Source organism: Paenibacillus tepidiphilus (genome assembly GCF_008635795.1).
Classification (GTDB): domain Bacteria; phylum Bacillota; class Bacilli; order Paenibacillales; family Paenibacillaceae; genus Paenibacillus_AQ; species Paenibacillus_AQ tepidiphilus.
Genome location: NZ_VWRQ01000003.1, coordinates 327,007 through 342,179 on the forward strand (window position 1 = coordinate 327,007; position 15,173 = coordinate 342,179).

15 protein-coding genes are annotated in these 15,173 nt (G+C 55.2%); 9 read left to right on the forward strand and 6 right to left on the reverse strand.

Annotated elements, in window-relative coordinates; genetic code table 11:
* Positions 1–19: 19 nt before the first annotated feature.
* Complete coding sequence (locus F1379_RS05505) at positions 20–1,354, reverse strand: DRTGG domain-containing protein (RefSeq protein ID WP_150267215.1); 1,335 nt, start codon at positions 1,352–1,354, stop codon at positions 20–22.
* Positions 1,355–1,789: 435 nt separating this feature from the next.
* On the reverse strand, positions 1,790–2,071 hold the full coding sequence (locus F1379_RS05510) for a hypothetical protein (protein ID WP_150267217.1): 282 nt from the start codon (positions 2,069–2,071) through the stop codon (positions 1,790–1,792).
* A 679-nt stretch (positions 2,072–2,750) separates the two neighbouring features.
* On the opposite strand from F1379_RS05510, the gene F1379_RS05515 reads away from it, so the two are divergent.
* Both F1379_RS05515 and F1379_RS05520 read left to right on the forward strand, forming a co-directional pair.
* Entirely contained in the window at positions 2,751–3,956 is a 1,206-nt protein-coding gene (locus F1379_RS05515; protein WP_162551083.1) for an IS4 family transposase, read from the forward strand.
* A 289-nt stretch (positions 3,957–4,245) separates the two neighbouring features.
* On the forward strand, positions 4,246–4,821 hold the full coding sequence (locus F1379_RS05520; RefSeq protein ID WP_150267221.1) for an LURP-one-related family protein: 576 nt from the start codon (positions 4,246–4,248) through the stop codon (positions 4,819–4,821).
* 364 nt (positions 4,822–5,185) lie between these two features.
* On the opposite strand, the gene F1379_RS05525 is transcribed toward F1379_RS05520, so the two are convergent.
* A complete protein-coding gene (locus F1379_RS05525; RefSeq protein WP_150267223.1) occupies positions 5,186–5,527 on the reverse strand; it encodes a YlbF/YmcA family competence regulator in 342 nt (113 codons plus the stop codon).
* Between the two features lie 589 nt (positions 5,528–6,116).
* Here F1379_RS05525 and F1379_RS05530 point away from each other — a divergent pair.
* The 6 genes from F1379_RS05530 to F1379_RS05555 are packed head-to-tail and all read left to right on the forward strand — an operon-like array spanning position 6,117 to position 12,814.
* Positions 6,117–7,484, forward strand: coding sequence for a YheC/YheD family endospore coat-associated protein (locus F1379_RS05530; RefSeq protein ID WP_150267224.1), 1,368 nt, complete (start codon positions 6,117–6,119; stop codon positions 7,482–7,484).
* Between the two features lie 10 nt (positions 7,485–7,494).
* A complete protein-coding gene (locus tag F1379_RS05535; RefSeq protein WP_162551084.1) occupies positions 7,495–8,661 on the forward strand; it encodes a YheC/YheD family endospore coat-associated protein in 1,167 nt (388 codons plus the stop codon).
* 13 nt (positions 8,662–8,674) lie between these two features.
* Complete coding sequence (locus F1379_RS05540) at positions 8,675–10,048, forward strand: YheC/YheD family endospore coat-associated protein (RefSeq protein ID WP_150267228.1); 1,374 nt, start codon at positions 8,675–8,677, stop codon at positions 10,046–10,048.
* A complete protein-coding gene (locus tag F1379_RS05545; protein ID WP_150267230.1) occupies positions 10,045–11,154 on the forward strand; it encodes a YheC/YheD family endospore coat-associated protein in 1,110 nt (369 codons plus the stop codon). The genes F1379_RS05540 and F1379_RS05545 overlap by 4 nt, the downstream gene beginning before the upstream one ends.
* A gap of 29 nt (positions 11,155–11,183) precedes the next feature.
* Positions 11,184–11,702 carry a GNAT family N-acetyltransferase gene (locus tag F1379_RS05550; RefSeq protein WP_150267232.1) on the forward strand — a complete coding sequence of 173 codons (519 nt, stop codon included), beginning with the start codon at positions 11,184–11,186 and terminating at the stop codon, positions 11,700–11,702.
* Entirely contained in the window at positions 11,684–12,814 is a 1,131-nt protein-coding gene (locus tag F1379_RS05555) for a YheC/YheD family endospore coat-associated protein (protein WP_150267234.1), read from the forward strand. Before F1379_RS05550 ends, F1379_RS05555 begins: the two co-directional genes overlap by 19 nt.
* 216 nt (positions 12,815–13,030) lie before the next feature.
* On the opposite strand, the gene F1379_RS05560 is transcribed toward F1379_RS05555, so the two are convergent.
* From F1379_RS05560 to F1379_RS05570, 3 genes are all read right to left on the reverse strand, one after another.
* Positions 13,031–13,360, reverse strand: a complete 330-nt coding sequence (locus F1379_RS05560) for a hypothetical protein (RefSeq protein ID WP_150267236.1) — start codon at positions 13,358–13,360, stop codon at positions 13,031–13,033.
* Positions 13,361–13,381: 21 nt separating this feature from the next.
* Positions 13,382–13,657, reverse strand: a complete 276-nt coding sequence (locus tag F1379_RS05565; protein WP_150267238.1) for a hypothetical protein — start codon at positions 13,655–13,657, stop codon at positions 13,382–13,384.
* A gap of 61 nt (positions 13,658–13,718) precedes the next feature.
* Positions 13,719–14,141: a hypothetical protein gene (locus F1379_RS05570; protein WP_150267240.1), complete on the reverse strand. Its 423-nt coding sequence runs from the start codon at positions 14,139–14,141 to the stop codon at positions 13,719–13,721.
* A gap of 303 nt (positions 14,142–14,444) precedes the next feature.
* Here F1379_RS05570 and F1379_RS05575 point away from each other — a divergent pair, with 303 nt between their 5' ends.
* A complete protein-coding gene (locus F1379_RS05575) occupies positions 14,445–15,119 on the forward strand; it encodes a response regulator transcription factor (protein ID WP_150267242.1) in 675 nt (224 codons plus the stop codon).
* The last annotated feature ends 54 nt before the right edge of the window (positions 15,120–15,173 follow it).

The following is a 15,173-nucleotide window of genomic DNA, read 5'->3' on the forward strand; positions in this document are numbered from 1 at the left end:
TAATTCTTCAATATATAACTTATCCGTGATCAATCGATTGCAGCGTCAGCACCGCCTTGGCCACCATCGTCTCATTGTGGCTGATCTCGATCTCCAGCTTGCAGGTACGCCGGCTGATCTCCAGCAGCTTGGGCAGTACGATAATCGAATGCTCAATCTGCACCGGGCGGATGAAATAGGTGGACATGTTGTCCAGCACATAATCGTTGCCGGTAATATCCTTGGCCGCTTTAAAAGCGGACAGCGTCATCAGCGTGGAAAGCACGCCGACGGAAATCGTGCCGAGATTAGTCGCCATCTGCGGGGTAATGAAGCCGTGGAAGAACAGCTTGCCCTCCTCGTCCCGTTCCTCGGCAAATCCGTTCCAGATCAGGTGGTCGAACGTCTCCCCGAGCTGCGGCTGGTTGCTGACATCGCGCAGGCTCTGCAGCACCTCTCTGCGGGTCAGCGAGCCGACCAGCTTGCGGTTGCGGTCCACAATCGGCAGGAAGTCGATGCCTTCCCACACCATAATCTGCGCGGCAGAAGCGAGCGAGGTCTGAAGTCCGGCCGTAATCGGGCTGCGGACCATCACCTTCTCGATGCTGTGCTCTGCGGGCAGATCCTCGACATCCCGCTTGCCGACGATGCCGATAACCCGGTTCCATTCGTCGGTGACCGAGAAGCGCTGCTCCCCGCTCTCCTGCGACAGCATCCGCAGATCGGCGACGGTATTGGAGGTCTTAAGCGTATGCAGACGGGGCTTGCTCTCGATGATGTCCTCGACGAGCATAATCTTTTTCTTAATGAGACGGTCAAAAATCGCCCGGTTAATCATCGACGCCACGGTAAACGTATCATGGCGTGAGGAGATCACCGGCAAATCCAGCTCATCGGCCAGCGCCTTCACCTCACGGCTGGTCCCGAAGCCCCCTGTCACGAGCACCCCCGCTCCCTGCTCCAGCGCCAGCAAGTGCGCATCCTCGCGGTTACCGACGATCAGGAGGCTGTCGGCGTCGATGTATCGGACCATCGCGTCCACCTTCATCGCACCGATGACATATTTGTGCAAATGCTTGCCCAGCCCGTCCGCCCCGCCGAGCACATGGCCCTCCACAATATCGACAACATCCCCGAAGGTCAGCTGATCGGAGATGTTGCGCGGCTTCTTCTCCACACGGACCGTACCGATCCGCTCCTTGGTGATCACGATGCCGAGATTCTCCGCTTCCTTCACGGCGCGGTACGCCGTACCTTCACTGACTACCATTTCCCGTGCCAGCTTGCGGACCGAAATTTTGGTGCCGACCTTCAAGCTCTCAATGTGCTGCAGCAGTTGTTCATGTTTGGTTATATTGTCGCCTTGGCTCTCCAACTGTTACACCCCCAGGGTCCGATCTGTATCATTCTGTACCTATATATTAACCGCCAGCGGTACGGTTCGCAAGTCATTGCAGCAGATACAGGGCAGGAATTGAACGTTGTTTGACGCAGAGGGCCTGAAGAGATAATTGCAGAGGGCCTGAAATGATAATTAAGAAAGCAGAGCCCGATTCCGGGGGCTGTTTGTGCGCTTTCGGCGGCGGGAATGCCATGGGGAATTCTGAGGGAGTGGCGAGTATGCCGTGGCAATTTTGAGGGGGCGGTGGGAATGCCGCAAGCAATTTTGAGGGAGCGCGGGAAACCGTTGGCAACCTAGTTACACGGTGATGGTTCCGGCAACGAATAAGGCGCCCGCAGGAACCGGAAACGGTCAGGGGACGCCTTTTTTCAGAGTGACACTTATTGTCAGGTAAAATGGCTGCGACTATTATCGTCCGGCGACCCTCGACTTCTCAGTCCACTGCTCCTGCCACTGCTCCAGCTTATGCTTGCGGACCGCGTCGAGCCGCTTCTGCTTCTCCTCGTCTACACCCAGCAGGAAATGCATATGGGCCGCAATCACCAGAAATGCGAACGCACACCAGACCAGCCCGAAGCCCAGCACCCACCCCGGCCCGTTCCCGAAGGACAGCCGCGGCAGCGCATACAGCAGCATCGCCAGGGCCGAGAGCATGTATACGGCATGCTTGAACTTGTTTCTTTTTCTCATCGTTTGGTCAGCTCCTTCTTCTTGGCAAAGATTGTTCATTTCAGCTCTATATCTCTACTCTATGAACCTGCCTGGCCAAATATGAGACAACTCCCTCAAAAATATGAAAAGCCTCTCGTCCGCCGCACTAGTACCTTGACCGCATCGAATTGTAGCTATGAACCATCTATTTGCAAGTAAGGCTGGGGACGTCCGCACCAGCATTCCTTTCCCGTAAACAGGCCGACAAACAGCACAGTCCGGCTAATCAATCTTATTGTAGGCGAAAAATCGACCATAATGAGCTACCGTGAAGGTAAATAGGGCAAACGTAGGCGAAAAATCGACCACAATGTCTTGCCGTTGAGGAAAACAGACCCATTGTAGTCAAAAAACCGACCACAATGGGCTGAAGTGATGGTAGACAGGGCAAACGTAGTTGAAAAATCGACCATAATCCGCAAGCCAAGCTCACCTAATGAAAAGCAGGACAGAAATCGATGCAATGGCACTTTATAACCGAGCAGCTAGAGGGAATTAAAGCACTAGACATGCACCAAAGCTAACATGAAAATTCATTTGAAATAGTTAGCTAATTATGGATAAAAAAGATGAGTTTACTCTGGTGAAAAATGAAAAAAGCCCTAATGTAGAGAGAGTAGGCAGGTTACCCACATCTCTCCACAAAAGGAGCTCAACCATGGGTAACATATCGCAAAATTCAGTTTTACGCAAGTACTTACAGTATTTAATGTTAAATTCTTTTCGTTGTCCGTTCGCAGATCACTATTCAAAAAAACTTACCGTCGGAGCCGCGATTACTCTTTTTGTAGAAGCTCAGTTGCAGCAGAGGCGGACTCTTTCCGACATTGTGCTCCATTTGGAAACGAATGCGGAACTTCAGGACATTACCGGACTCACGACCATTCACGAATCAACCTTGAACCGCAAGCTTGACACCATTCCTCTTGCTTATCTCGAGTGGTTGTTTGGCGAACTCGTTCAAGAATTAAAAAGGCGAAAAGCGAATGCCAAGGGCATCAAGCACCTTGGAAAGTTATCACCTGTCGATTCAACGAGCCTTTCGCTACCCAATATACTCGGGGATTGGGCGTTTTATCAAAACAAGACCAAGGGTGTCAAAATCCATACGCGGCTGCTTTCGCTGGAAGCTGGGTGCCATTTTCCGGATGAGATCGTCCTCTCCACTATCGGTGTGTCGGATCAACAAGCGGTCAAATATCTGGTTGTCCCTGGAGAAATCACCTACATTTTTGACCGTGGCTACGTACACTACGGAAACTTCAGAGAATGGTCGGAAGGAACGGTGCTTTTTGTAGCCCGGATTCGTGCAAAGACAAAGTACACCGTGCTGACCGAGCATCCCGTTTCAGGTAGCAGCCCTATTACTTGGGACGCTGACGTTGAGATTCTGGATAAAAACTCGGGCCAAACGTTTTGCGTTCGCCTTGTACAATTCCAAGATAAGCATGGAAAAATGTACGAGGTCATTACAAATCGCCAGGATCTTTCAGCCGAAGACGTTAGCTCAATTTACCGCTGTCGCTGGCAAATTGAGCTGTTTTTTAAATGGATCAAGCAGCACCTGGCCACCGTAACGTTCCATAATCACCACCCACATGCAGTGTGGGTCCAATGTTACATCGGAATCATTACGGCCTTGCTTTGTCAGCTCATCCATTTAGAAGTACAGCCGACCCTAAGTGTATGGAGCATGCTGCGAAAGATGAGGTATTACGCCATGAAAGACTGGAATATTTTCGTCGAAGCGCTAAATCGCGAACCGACTCGTCGTTCTAAAGGAAGGCAAAAAGTTCCTAAGCCCGCAGAAACTCTAGTGGAAACAAAAGAGAAGCGAGCAACGGTAAAAATAATTTTGGAATAACAAATAATATATACCTTTATTTGGTAACCAAACCTACGATTTAAGGTGTCGTTGTTCTTTTTTCTTTGAGCCTGCAAAGCCAACTGTAAAATTATTACTTTTAGTTTGATTTAGCTCTCATGTAAAGTTGCATGCATGTTTAGGGGAATTAAAGCACTTATACCCTGGTATTTGAATGGGTCAAGGTACTAGAATCCGCACCACAGTGCTAGAATCGCGGATAAGCTGATTATGATAGCAAAAAGCGGCCGGCCTGTGAGATGATAGATGCAACCAAGGGGGGATTGTTGTGAACGAAACATTCGGCTACACGCAATATACGATCCGTAAGAAGGTATTCTCCATCATGGGCGCCCGGCTGCACATCTACAACAACGCAGAGCAGCTTGTCGGGTATTCGGAGATGAAGGCTTTTAAGCTCAAGGAGGATATTGCGCTTTATTCCGATGAGAACATGCAGAAGGAACTGCTGCGCATCAAGGCCCGCAAAATGATTGATTTCAGCGCCACCTTCGACGTATGGGATTCGGAGACCGGCGAGCACATCGGCGCGCTGCGGCGCAAGGGGCTGAAATCCATCGTCAAGGACGAGTGGACCATACTGGACCGGCAGGACCACGAGCTTGGCGCGATCAAGGAGGACAGCACATTCATGGCGCTGCTGCGGCGGGTGATCACCCTGATTCCGCAGCAATACAACATCGTATTGCGGCATCAGACCATCCCTGCGTTCCGGCAAAATATCAACCCGTTCGTCACCAAGATCATCGCCGACTTCACGGAAGACCGGCGCGGCGAGCTGGACCGCCGCCTCGGCCTGGCGGCAGGCATCCTGCTTTGCGCCGTGGAGGGCAAGCAGGAGTAGCTGCGCTCGCGCCGCTGGGGCTTGGCGGCGCAGAGCCGTTGCGCGGGCCAGCGGCGCGGAGCTGAGACTGGGCCGGCGGCTGGATTCGGCCGGAGCGGCAGCGCGTTTGCAGCCATCGGAAGAGTTAGTTAGCACACTATAGTCCGTTACGGTGGCGTTCCGGGAAGCCTCACACTGCCGGTCTTACTGACCGTCATGCGGGGCATTTTGATACAGATGTTACTTGGCCGCCAGTTAAGCTGCAGCGCATATTAATCAAAAGGGAGTTCCTCCGCCGGATGGCTAAGGAACTCCCTTTAATTTGACTTACATCGTTTCTGTTCACTACGGCGCAGGACATGGCGGCTTGCAGCCAGGTCCGTTATTAGTGGCCGCTGTACATTTGCGCCAAGCTGTCGGTAATGATCTTGTTGACGTCCTCGATCACGACGCTGAGGCGGCGTTCCGCTTCGAACAAGCGGCGGATGGCCAGGTTCAGGTTCAGCACCTCGAACAGCTTCTCCATCTGCTCCATGTCCTCCTGCGGCGGCATTTCGCCGCTCATCATCCGCTGCTGCAGCTCAACCTGCTTCGCGCGGAAATTATCCAGCATCGCCTTGCTGTCCGGATCGCCTTCAATGACCCGCATAGCGCTCGATACATCCACGAATTCGCTGCTTTCTTTGATGGCCCTCGCCAGTTCATGCGCTTTATCGATTACGTTCATTGTGATTCCTCCTAAAAGTTTTGTGAGCATCGGCTTCCCTGATTTAGCTTCGTACAAAACTTGCATCGAATGCATCCGCCCAGTTTTGTGAGCATCTGCTTCCCTGATTTGGCTTCGTACAAAACTCGCTTCGAAAGCACCCGCTAAGTTTTGTGAACATCCGCTTAGTTTTATTGACATCCACTTGGTCGGGTGGACACTCCCGGTATCCAACAACATTACCCGCATCCGGAGATTTCCACCCTGGCAATTCCACAACGCAACCCTCGGCGCCGCATCTGCCCGCTAAATGAAGTTGTCTCCACCCAAGGCCGGGCCCCAAAGCCCGGCGGCCGGTGTTGCACCGGCTGGCGGCCTATCCGCCTGCGGGTTTGTCAGGTCTGCCGCCCAAGCGTGTCCGGCGGCATATAGGCGCCTATCCCGGTTGCGGATGCCGCAGGCGGAGCGGGGCGCGGATGCAGGCGCCCGGCACGGCTTTTCGTGAAATGGGTCAATCACCAAGGGTCGAATGTCTCCATATGATGAATGATATGTAACCCTTAGCTATCATTTTGCCGGCATCATGCTGCCTACCGGAAGGAGATCCACGATGTCTAAGTTCAAGATCCCGGTCCAAACGGTCCACTCGGGCATCCTGCAGGAAAACGCTGTAATGCTTGGCGACAAAACCATGAAACGGCTCAAAATACCGGCACAAGGAAATATCCAGCTTGCCTTCGGTTCATTCCGGCAGGAGGTGACGGTCATTCCCGTACCAAAAGCCGAAAGCCTGCGTGTCAACGAGGGGCTCGGACGGCGGCTGGGCTGGAAAAGCAAGCTGAACCTGAATGTCTCCTACAGCCCCGGCAGCCGAACGCTGCGGCTGGGGCCGCTGATTGGCGTCATGGTCAGCCGCGATCATCCCGATAACCCCGACCGGCTGTTCGGACCCATTACCATGTTCTGCCGCGAATTGACCAATGCCTGCCATGCACAGGGTGCCTATGTATATTTCTTTACCCCGGATGTGCTGGAAACGCGCAGCACCTCCATCCAGGGCTGGGTATACGACGAGGGCTGGCGGAAGCTGAGTCTTCCCGTAGCCGATGTGATCAACAATCGGCTTACCACGCGAAAGGTAGAGAACAAACCTAGCGTACAGCATTTTCTGGCGGATGTAAAATCCCGCTATGGAACGCATTTTTTCAATGAAAAGTTCCTGGACAAAACGGAGGTGTTCGAAGCGCTGGCGCATGATCCCGCACTGCAGCGGTATTTGCCGGAATCGCATGCCCTGCAAGGCTTCGCCATTCTCAAGAAGATGTGCAACAGCTACTCGAGCGTATTTCTCAAGCCTGTGCGCGGCAGCCTGGGCAAAGGAATATTACGTATTTCCAGAGACGAAAGCGGGGGATACCGGCTGCTCTCCACCACACCGCTGGGCACCCGCAGACAGACTTATCCGAGCCTGACGAAGCTGTTTCAGTCCATCGCGCCCAAGATGAAAACTACGCGCTTTCAGATCCAGCAAGGACTGACCTTGATGGAGATCGGCCGGCGTCCGGTCGATTTCCGCGCACTGGTGCAGAAGAACGGCACCGGCAAATGGGCCGTCACCTCCATCGTTGCCCGCACCGCAGGCAACAACCATTTTGTGTCGAATCTGGCGCGGGGCGGCAGCCTCAGTCCTGTACGGGAGGCGGTCGGCAAGAGTAATCTCCCCGCCGGCATAAAGGAGAGCGTCCAGATCCAGCTTCCCCGGGCCGCTCTGGCAATCGCCAGAGGCGTGGAGACGTATATTCCCGCCCATTTCGGTGAGCTCGGCATTGATCTAGCCCTGGACCAGTCGGGGCGGATTTGGCTCCTTGAGGTGAACTCCAAGCCGTCGAAGAATGACAATACGCCGCTGAATGAAACCAAAATCAGGCCATCCGTCAAGCAAATGATTCTCTATTGCCGATATCTGGCCGGGTTATGAGGAGGACATGATGACACAGACAGCACTTGGCTTCCTCGGCATTATGACCGGCCGCAGAAACGGCTACCCGCCGATCTCCGAACCGGACTTTTACAGCCAGCTCTGCACCGCCGCCCCGCTGTATGGGCTGCGGGCACTCGTCTTCCATCCCGAAGGGGTGGCCGGGGGAGGCGATACCATCTCCGGTTATACCTACAGCGGCGGACAGTGGGAGCAGACCGTAGCAGCTTCGCCGGACATTCTGTATAACCGCTGTCTAAATTCTGCCCCGCAGGAGAAACGGGCCGCTGCGGCGGCAGTGGCCGCACTGCCGCGCTCCATCCCCTGGTCGCGCGGACTCCCCGACAAATGGAGCGTGCACCGGATTCTGCGCCGCAGCCGGAAGGCGGCCCTGCTGCTGCCGGAGACCCGGCTGTATGCCGGTCCCGAAGACCTCCGGGAGCGCCTGGAGCAGCGCACGGAGGGATTGTTCCTCAAGCCGGCGGCAGGTCTGCACGGCAAACGCTCAGTCCATGTCCGCCGCAGCACAGACCGGGAAGCCGGCACAATCGTTATTCGCGGGCGGGACGGAGCCAATCAGGTCTTTCACCATACCTTCAATTCCATGAACGATAGCCTGAGGTGGATCCAGCAATTTATCGGCCGGCGCCGCTATATCATACAGCCTTATCTGCACCTGACCGACAGCCAGGGACATCCGTTCGATGTCCGCGTGCTGATGCAGAAGAACGGCCGGGGCGTCTGGGCGTTAACCGGCATGGCCGTTCGTCTGGGCGGACGCGGGGCATTGACCTCCAATCTTCACGGCGGAGGAACCGCAGTTCAGGCACAGTCCTATCTGCTTGGAGAGTATGGCACTTCCGGTGAAGCTCTGCTCCGCGAGCTTACCACGGCGGCGGTCCTGCTGCCTCCTCTGCTGGAGGCAGCCTGCGGCAGACTCGGAGAGCTTGGCCTCGATTTCGGAATCGACAGGACCGGCCGGATCTATCTGCTCGAAGCCAATTCCAAGCCGGGGCGCACCGTGTTCTGCTTAAGCGGCGACCGCCGCGCGGCCAGACTGGCCGCGGAGAACCCGCTGCGGTATGCACGCCATCTGCTGCTGACGCGGGGGGCGGGCTGCAATCGCACCGCGCGGTCAGCTCCATTAATGACGGAAGACGAAATCAACGGTTCCTAAGGAGGATTCAACAATGGGTCTCACTTTTTGCAACGTGCATTTCACCAAGCAACCCCAACGGGTCGTTTACGTCTCAGGTGAACTAATGAAGAGCCTGAAGCTTTCCGGCAAAAAAAATATCCGTCTGCGGCTCGGCAAAGACGCGATTCCGGCGGCAATCAAGCCGATCAAGCGTGCCGGCAAGCACTTGTTCCTGGCATCGGGGGTCAAAAGCGCGATCAAGGTTCCCAAGTCCGGCGGCATTTATCTGCGCAATCTGCAAAATGACGAAGTGCAGCTGGGTCCGCTGGTCGGCGTGCTCTCCGATGGACCGGCCTCTGCCGCCCAGCCCTTCGGCTCGCGCACAGGCTTCATTAAGCAGCTGCTGCGCGAAGGCGCGAACCGCTGCTATATCTTTGCTTTTATGCCGCGTGATATTGATTGGCAGCAGGAACGGGTGAACGGCTATTTTCTGACCTCCAGCGGCAAATTCGAACGCAAAATCGTCCCCCTGCCCGATGTCGTCTATAACCGCCTGCCGAGCCGGAAGGCGGAAACCTCGCCCTACATTAACCAGCTCCGTGAACGGTTCATGCGCAAGCGGATTCCATACTTTAACTGGAGCTTCTTCAACAAATCCGACATTTACCGTCTGCTGGAGAACGACGGCGCAGCCAATAAATTTGTGCCGGAGACGCATGCCAATCCTAGCGCCGAGAAGATGCGGGAAATGCTCGACCGTCATCATTTTGTATATTACAAACCTTCTGCCGGCAGTCTGGGACTTGGAATTTACCGGCTGACCTATCTTCCCAAGAAGGGCTACTTCGCCCGCTACCGCCGGAGCGGCAAGAATGTGCTGCTGCGCTTCGCCAGCTTCGACAGTCTGATGAGAATGCTGCGCGCCCGCCATGGGCAAGGTCTGCAGAGCTATGTCGTGCAGCAGGGCATCCGGCTGATCGAGATCGACGGCTGCCCCATCGACTTCCGCTTCCATATGCATAAGAACGGCAGCAACCAGTGGGTCGTCGTGGGTATCGGGGCCAAGAAAGCGGGCCGGGGCAGCGTCACCACGCACCTCAAGAACGGCGGCGCCCTTCTGACTCCGCAGCAGGCGCTCGGCCGGGTGTTCAATACGAGGGCGGATGAGGTGCTGCAGCGGGCGAAGACGACGGCGATCCGCCTGGCGGAATCACTGGAGATCCAGCACCGTCATCTGCTGGGCGAAATCGGCTTTGATCTAGGCATTGACCAGGATGAGAACATCTGGATGTTCGAGGCCAACGCCAAGCCCGGACGCTCGATCTTCCGTCATCCCTCTCTGCGCAGCGAAGGAAAGGCCTCCGTCGAGCATATCCTGGAGCACTGTTTATATCTCAGCAAGTTCCGCCGGAGGGATGACCTGTGAGCACCCGTGATCTCAACAAGCCCGTCGTCGCCATCCTGACCACGAGCGACCGTGTCAAGCAGTTCAAAGGAAACCGCAACAATTTCCGCGATATTATTAACCGGGGCAGAGAGCTCGGCCATCTGGTCTATGTCGTTACCGTCCGCGATCTGAAGCTGGATGAGCGGACAGTGAGCGGCTACGTGCCCTCGGCCAGCGGCAAGCTGTGGTACAGCATCTCCGTTCCGCTGCCGCAGGTGATCTACAACCGGATACCCAACCGCAACGAGGAGGAGAAGGCGCCGGTCGCCCGCAAAATCGCCGAATGTCTGGAACATGAGCACATTCATTTGTATAATCCGAACTTTTTTAATAAATGGAATCTGTTCGAATGGCTGAAGGAATCACGCGCTACCGCCAAGCATGTGCCCAAGACCAGACGCCTGCGCAGCGCCGCCACACTGAGCGCCATGCTAAGGAACCACGACAGCCTGTACCTGAAGCCGGAGAGCGGAAAAGCGGGCAAAGGCATCATGCGTCTGAAGTACCGGGAAGACACGAGTCTTCCCTACCGGCTGCAAATTCAAAGCGACAAAAAAAACACGACGTACAAAGCCGCTTCGGTGGAACGCCTCTGGGCCCGGATTAGCAGGGAAAAAGGGCTTACGCGCTATATCGTACAGCAGGCTATCGGACTGGCGACCTTTCACGGCCGCCCGTTTGACCTGCGGGTGCTGCTGCAAAAGAACGGCCGCGGTGCCTGGGGCGTGACCGGAATCGGGGCCCGGCTCGCCGGGTCCCGCAGCATCACCACCCATGTGCCGCGCGGCGGGAGCGTCGAGGAGCCGGCGACAATGCTCAGCGAGCATTTCGGCACGGAACAGGCGGCAGCCATTCTCAAAAGCGTTCCGGCCACCGCGCTGCTGCTCGCCCGCCAGATCGAGCGGGCTTCAGAAACGACGCTCGGTGAAATGTCGATGGATCTCGGCGTTGATGAAGCAGGCGGACTCTGGTTCTTCGAGGCCAACTCACGGCCGATGAAGTTCGACGAGCCGGCCATCCGCAAGCTGTCGCTGGAGCGGATTTTTCAGTACAGCCAGCATCTGGCGCGGCAGAGCAAGCCATAAAAATTATTCTTTAAAGGAAGTGACACACCATGCAGATCTCCTCGGTCTATGACTCCAGCCCGGAGCGGTGGAAGCTGAAGCTGTCCGGCCTGCTGGAATTCCTGAAGCAAAACGGGGAGCAGCGGCTGACGCTGCGCGGATGCAGGGTGCTGGCCCGCCTGACGCCGGAGCAGCTCGGTCTGCCCGGCGTCTCCCTGCTGGTCGCCACCGTGCGCGGCCAGAACGGCCGCCAGCTGGCTGGCGTCAGCTTCGTCTCCGGCTACGGCAAGGAAGCCTGCCTTGTCGCCGTCCATCCCCTGTACCGGAACCGGCGGACCGGCACGGCTCTGCTGAGCGCCCAGCTGCAGCGTCTGGGCCGCCTGGAATGCCAGGTGGCCTGCGACAACGCGGCCAGCCTGAGAATGTGCTTCAACAGCGGGCTCGCCGCAGTCGATCTGCTGACCGGCAAGACCGGCAAGCCTACCCTGCTGCTGCGCTCCATCCCTCAGGAGGGCAAAGCGGACATCCTGATGCAAGGAGGTGATCCGCTGTGGCAGAACCGGTCTTAGGCATCCTGACTTTATATCTGAACGATGCCAAACAGCTGGAGGAGAAGAACGTATACCGGCGGATGATTATAGAGGGCAGCCGAATCGGCCTGGATGTCTTTGTGTTTACGCCGATGGATGTGCACAGCAGCAAGGAGCTGATCCACGCGCTTGTTTATGATCCTGCCAGCGGCAAATGGTCGCGTAAATGGCGGGCTTTTCCGGGCATGATCTACGACCGCTGCCGGATTCAGCGCAGCCACCGCTTCCAGCAGCTGCTGCAGTTCCGTGCCAAATACAATCACCTGACCTTTCTCAACCGCCCCCTGCGCAATAAACATACGGTTCACCAGACCTTCGCCCAGAAAAGCCGCTTCCGCCAGCATCTGCCGGAAACGCTGCTGTACCAGTCCTCCGCCGATCTGGTGCGCATGCTGAAGTTTGCTCCGCTGGTCTACGTCAAGCCGATCAACGGCACCGGCGGGCGCGGCATCCTGCGGATCGAGCGGCTGCGGGATCAGAAAGGCATGTACGACATCCAGGGCCGCCGCCAGAGCCGTCAGATCATTGCGCCGCGCAAGGTGTCGCTGGCGCGCCTTGAGTCCATTGTGCGCCAGTGGTGCGCGGGCGGGCGGTTCATCGTACAGCAGGGTATTCCCCTCCGCCTGCCGGGCGGGCGGGTGCATGACTACCGCATGCTCGTGCAGAAGAACGGCCAGGGCATCTGGGAGCTGACGGGCATGGCCGGCCGGGTAGGCGCGGCGCGCAGCGTCACCTCCAACCTGCACGGCGGCGGCCACGCGGTCCGCGCGGAGAAGCTGCTGAAGGAGTGGCTTGGCAGTGAAGAGCGCGTGGACAAAGTAATGAAGACCGCCGAGAAGCTGGGCCTTGAGGCTGCCGCTTATCTCGAAGACAGCTTCGGCGCGCTCTGCGAGCTGGCGCTCGACCTCGCCATCGACCGCGAAGGGCGCATCTATGTCTTGGAGGTCAACCCGAAGCCGGCCCGCGAGGTGTTCGCCCGCATCGGCGACAGCGCCACCTACCGCAAGGCGCTGGTCCGCCCCCTCGAGTACGCGATGTGGGTCCACAAGAACAAGAGCGTGCCCGCCGGGGCGAAGACGACGGAGGAGTAGTATGCGCGCCGCGCCCGGACCGGGCGGAAAAGCGTTTAGCCCGTTCCCTGTCTATTACGGGAACGGGCTGTTTGCTGTGTAAATCCCCCTCTATGCTTCCGTATCAATTTTCGAACGCTTAGCATCTATTCTTATGGTGATGAGAAGATAGACCGCCAAAATAAACTGAATGATTAATATGCTCCAGGGAAGCAGAATGAGCATTTCCGCATAATATTATGGAAAAAATTCAATGGGAACCACCACCCCATAATCATTATCTTCAACATCTTGAATTGCTTTGAGAAATAACAATAGTAAATAACTTGGGATCACCGTTACCAGAAACCAGGTGACACGGTACTTCATCCTCCTGATCTTTGTAAGCATGAAAGAATTAATAATACACAAGAGCAGCGGCAAAAAGTACACCTTACCTATTTCTTTTCTTAATTCTGTCGCCGAGCCTTCTATTCTTATACCAAGGTATTCGATTAACACTAGATGTAATCCAACAATTAGTAACACATAAAGGATAGCTGGAACTGCTGACCTTATCCGTATCATCGTCCGTCCCCCCGCCTTTCCTTACATAAACCAATAGGTGAGAAAAAAGAAAAGTAGTGTGGTAAACCCGCAGATCAGCAGCAAAGGCTCCAGCTTTTGTTCAATTAAATGCCATGCCAAAAAGAAATAGGCGATCATACACAATACTAAAAGGACGATGTTCACGGCTAAAGAATCATAGCTCGCAGTTATATACAAGCTGCCCCCACCCGCTGAGAAAGCAATACCCACAACCAAATTCCATGCCGCTACTCCAATGCCAGCGCTGAAGAGAATGAACAGTATGCTAATGATCATGTTGTGCTCCTTTATGTAACTTCCACGGTTTCAGTAATGTTGTCCATCCAATGGTGCCAAGCTAATTATAGCTAGTCCCGTCCCTCTGCGATCTCCATTCTGCCAACCAGGCCAGAAGGAGCACGAATTGGATCACAAGATACATGAACGGGAACCAAATTCCCATTTCAATACTGTACCTGTCAAAGATGAAGAGAGCCTGTTCTTCCAATGAGTCATAACCGCCAGTGATGCGGTAAAGCAGGATCGTACTTGGAACAGTGCTGCCGACGAGCCAGGCTGCTTTTCTTTTACGTGAGGAATGAATGAAATATAGATGGGCAGTCAACGCGAGCAATGTGAGCGGCAGCAAATAACTCATTAACAGGCCGGCAGCATGGCGAGTAAAATGTTCGATCCGAATGTTCAACAGGCCGGCTGCCAGTAAGTGATATGCAACAATCAAAAGTACCCTCATTGACGTTACAACAAGCTTTCTCCACATAACGGCGCCCCCCTCCAACCGAATGCCCAGGAAGTAAACGAAAGACAAATGTATAAAATAATCAGTCCTGTGTGCAGCACAGCTCTTGTGACTATGCGAATTGCATTCATTGATGTGGTACCCCTTCCACAAGTTCCATTTTTTTACTGGATACTATATATGTCGGAATAAGTTTGGTTTTTGTGAGCAACCCGGCCAGTTTTTCTCCATGAACCCCAGTATGTTTTGGAAAAGCTTCCTCTTTCCGCCCTGCCATCAGCTATACTGTTACTAACAATTCATCAAGGGGGCCAGATCACAGAGATGATCCTCATTATCGAAGACAGCAAGGATATCAATCATATGCTGGCCGAAATGCTGGCGGATGCCGGGTACGGGGTACGGTCGGTTTATACGGGAGCGGACGGGATTGCTGAGCTGCAGCGCCGGGAATTCAGCCTGGTGGTGCTCGATCTGATGCTGCCTTTTCTGAGCGGCGACGAGCTGCTGCAGGAAATGCGCCGTTTCTCGGAAGCGCCGGTGATGGTCATTTCCGCCAAGGATCAGGTAGACAGCAAAATCAAGATGCTGCGCCTGGGAGCAGACGATTATCTGACCAAGCCGTTTGATCTGGGCGAGGTGCTCGCCAGAGTAGAGAGTCTGCTGCGCCGTGCGGGCCGTTCACCGGAAGCGGCTCAAATCTATACATACAAGAGCATGAAGCTGGACGACGGCCTGAAGCTGGTGACGCTCGGGGGCGAACCTTTGGAGCTGACGGCGAAGGAATACGGAATTCTGGAGCTGCTGCTGAAGCACCGCGGCAAGGTGTTTACGAAAGCGAATCTGTATGAACGCTTGTGGCCCGAAGCAGAGGACGGCGGCGACAACGCGATCAAGACACATATGAGCAATCTCCGCAGCAAGCTGAAGAAGGCCAGCCCGGACAGCGAATACATTGAAACGGTATGGGGTTTGGGATACCGGCTGTATAAAGAATAACGCCTTAACCTTTTCTAAACCTTTGCGCCTTACAGTGGATCAGGAAAGGATAGG

Excerpts from the sequence above, each read along its gene's own strand:
- F1379_RS05565 (WP_150267238.1), bottom strand. The coding sequence starts at position 13,657 with ATGATCATTAGCATACTGTTCATTCTCTTCAGCGCTGGCATTGGAGTA.
- F1379_RS05515 (WP_162551083.1), top strand. The coding sequence starts at position 2,751 with ATGGGTAACATATCGCAAAATTCAGTTTTACGCAAGTACTTACAGTAT.
- F1379_RS05510 (WP_150267217.1), bottom strand. The coding sequence starts at position 2,071 with ATGAGAAAAAGAAACAAGTTCAAGCATGCCGTATACATGCTCTCGGCC.
- F1379_RS05570 (WP_150267240.1), bottom strand. The coding sequence starts at position 14,141 with ATGTGGAGAAAGCTTGTTGTAACGTCAATGAGGGTACTTTTGATTGTT.
- F1379_RS05560 (WP_150267236.1), bottom strand. The coding sequence starts at position 13,360 with ATGATACGGATAAGGTCAGCAGTTCCAGCTATCCTTTATGTGTTACTA.
- F1379_RS05530 (WP_150267224.1), top strand. The coding sequence starts at position 6,117 with ATGTCTAAGTTCAAGATCCCGGTCCAAACGGTCCACTCGGGCATCCTG.
- F1379_RS05525 (WP_150267223.1), bottom strand. The coding sequence starts at position 5,527 with ATGAACGTAATCGATAAAGCGCATGAACTGGCGAGGGCCATCAAAGAA.
- F1379_RS05575 (WP_150267242.1), top strand. The coding sequence starts at position 14,445 with ATGATCCTCATTATCGAAGACAGCAAGGATATCAATCATATGCTGGCC.
- F1379_RS05535 (WP_162551084.1), top strand. The coding sequence starts at position 7,495 with ATGACACAGACAGCACTTGGCTTCCTCGGCATTATGACCGGCCGCAGA.
- F1379_RS05540 (WP_150267228.1), top strand. The coding sequence starts at position 8,675 with ATGGGTCTCACTTTTTGCAACGTGCATTTCACCAAGCAACCCCAACGG.
- F1379_RS05550 (WP_150267232.1), top strand. The coding sequence starts at position 11,184 with ATGCAGATCTCCTCGGTCTATGACTCCAGCCCGGAGCGGTGGAAGCTG.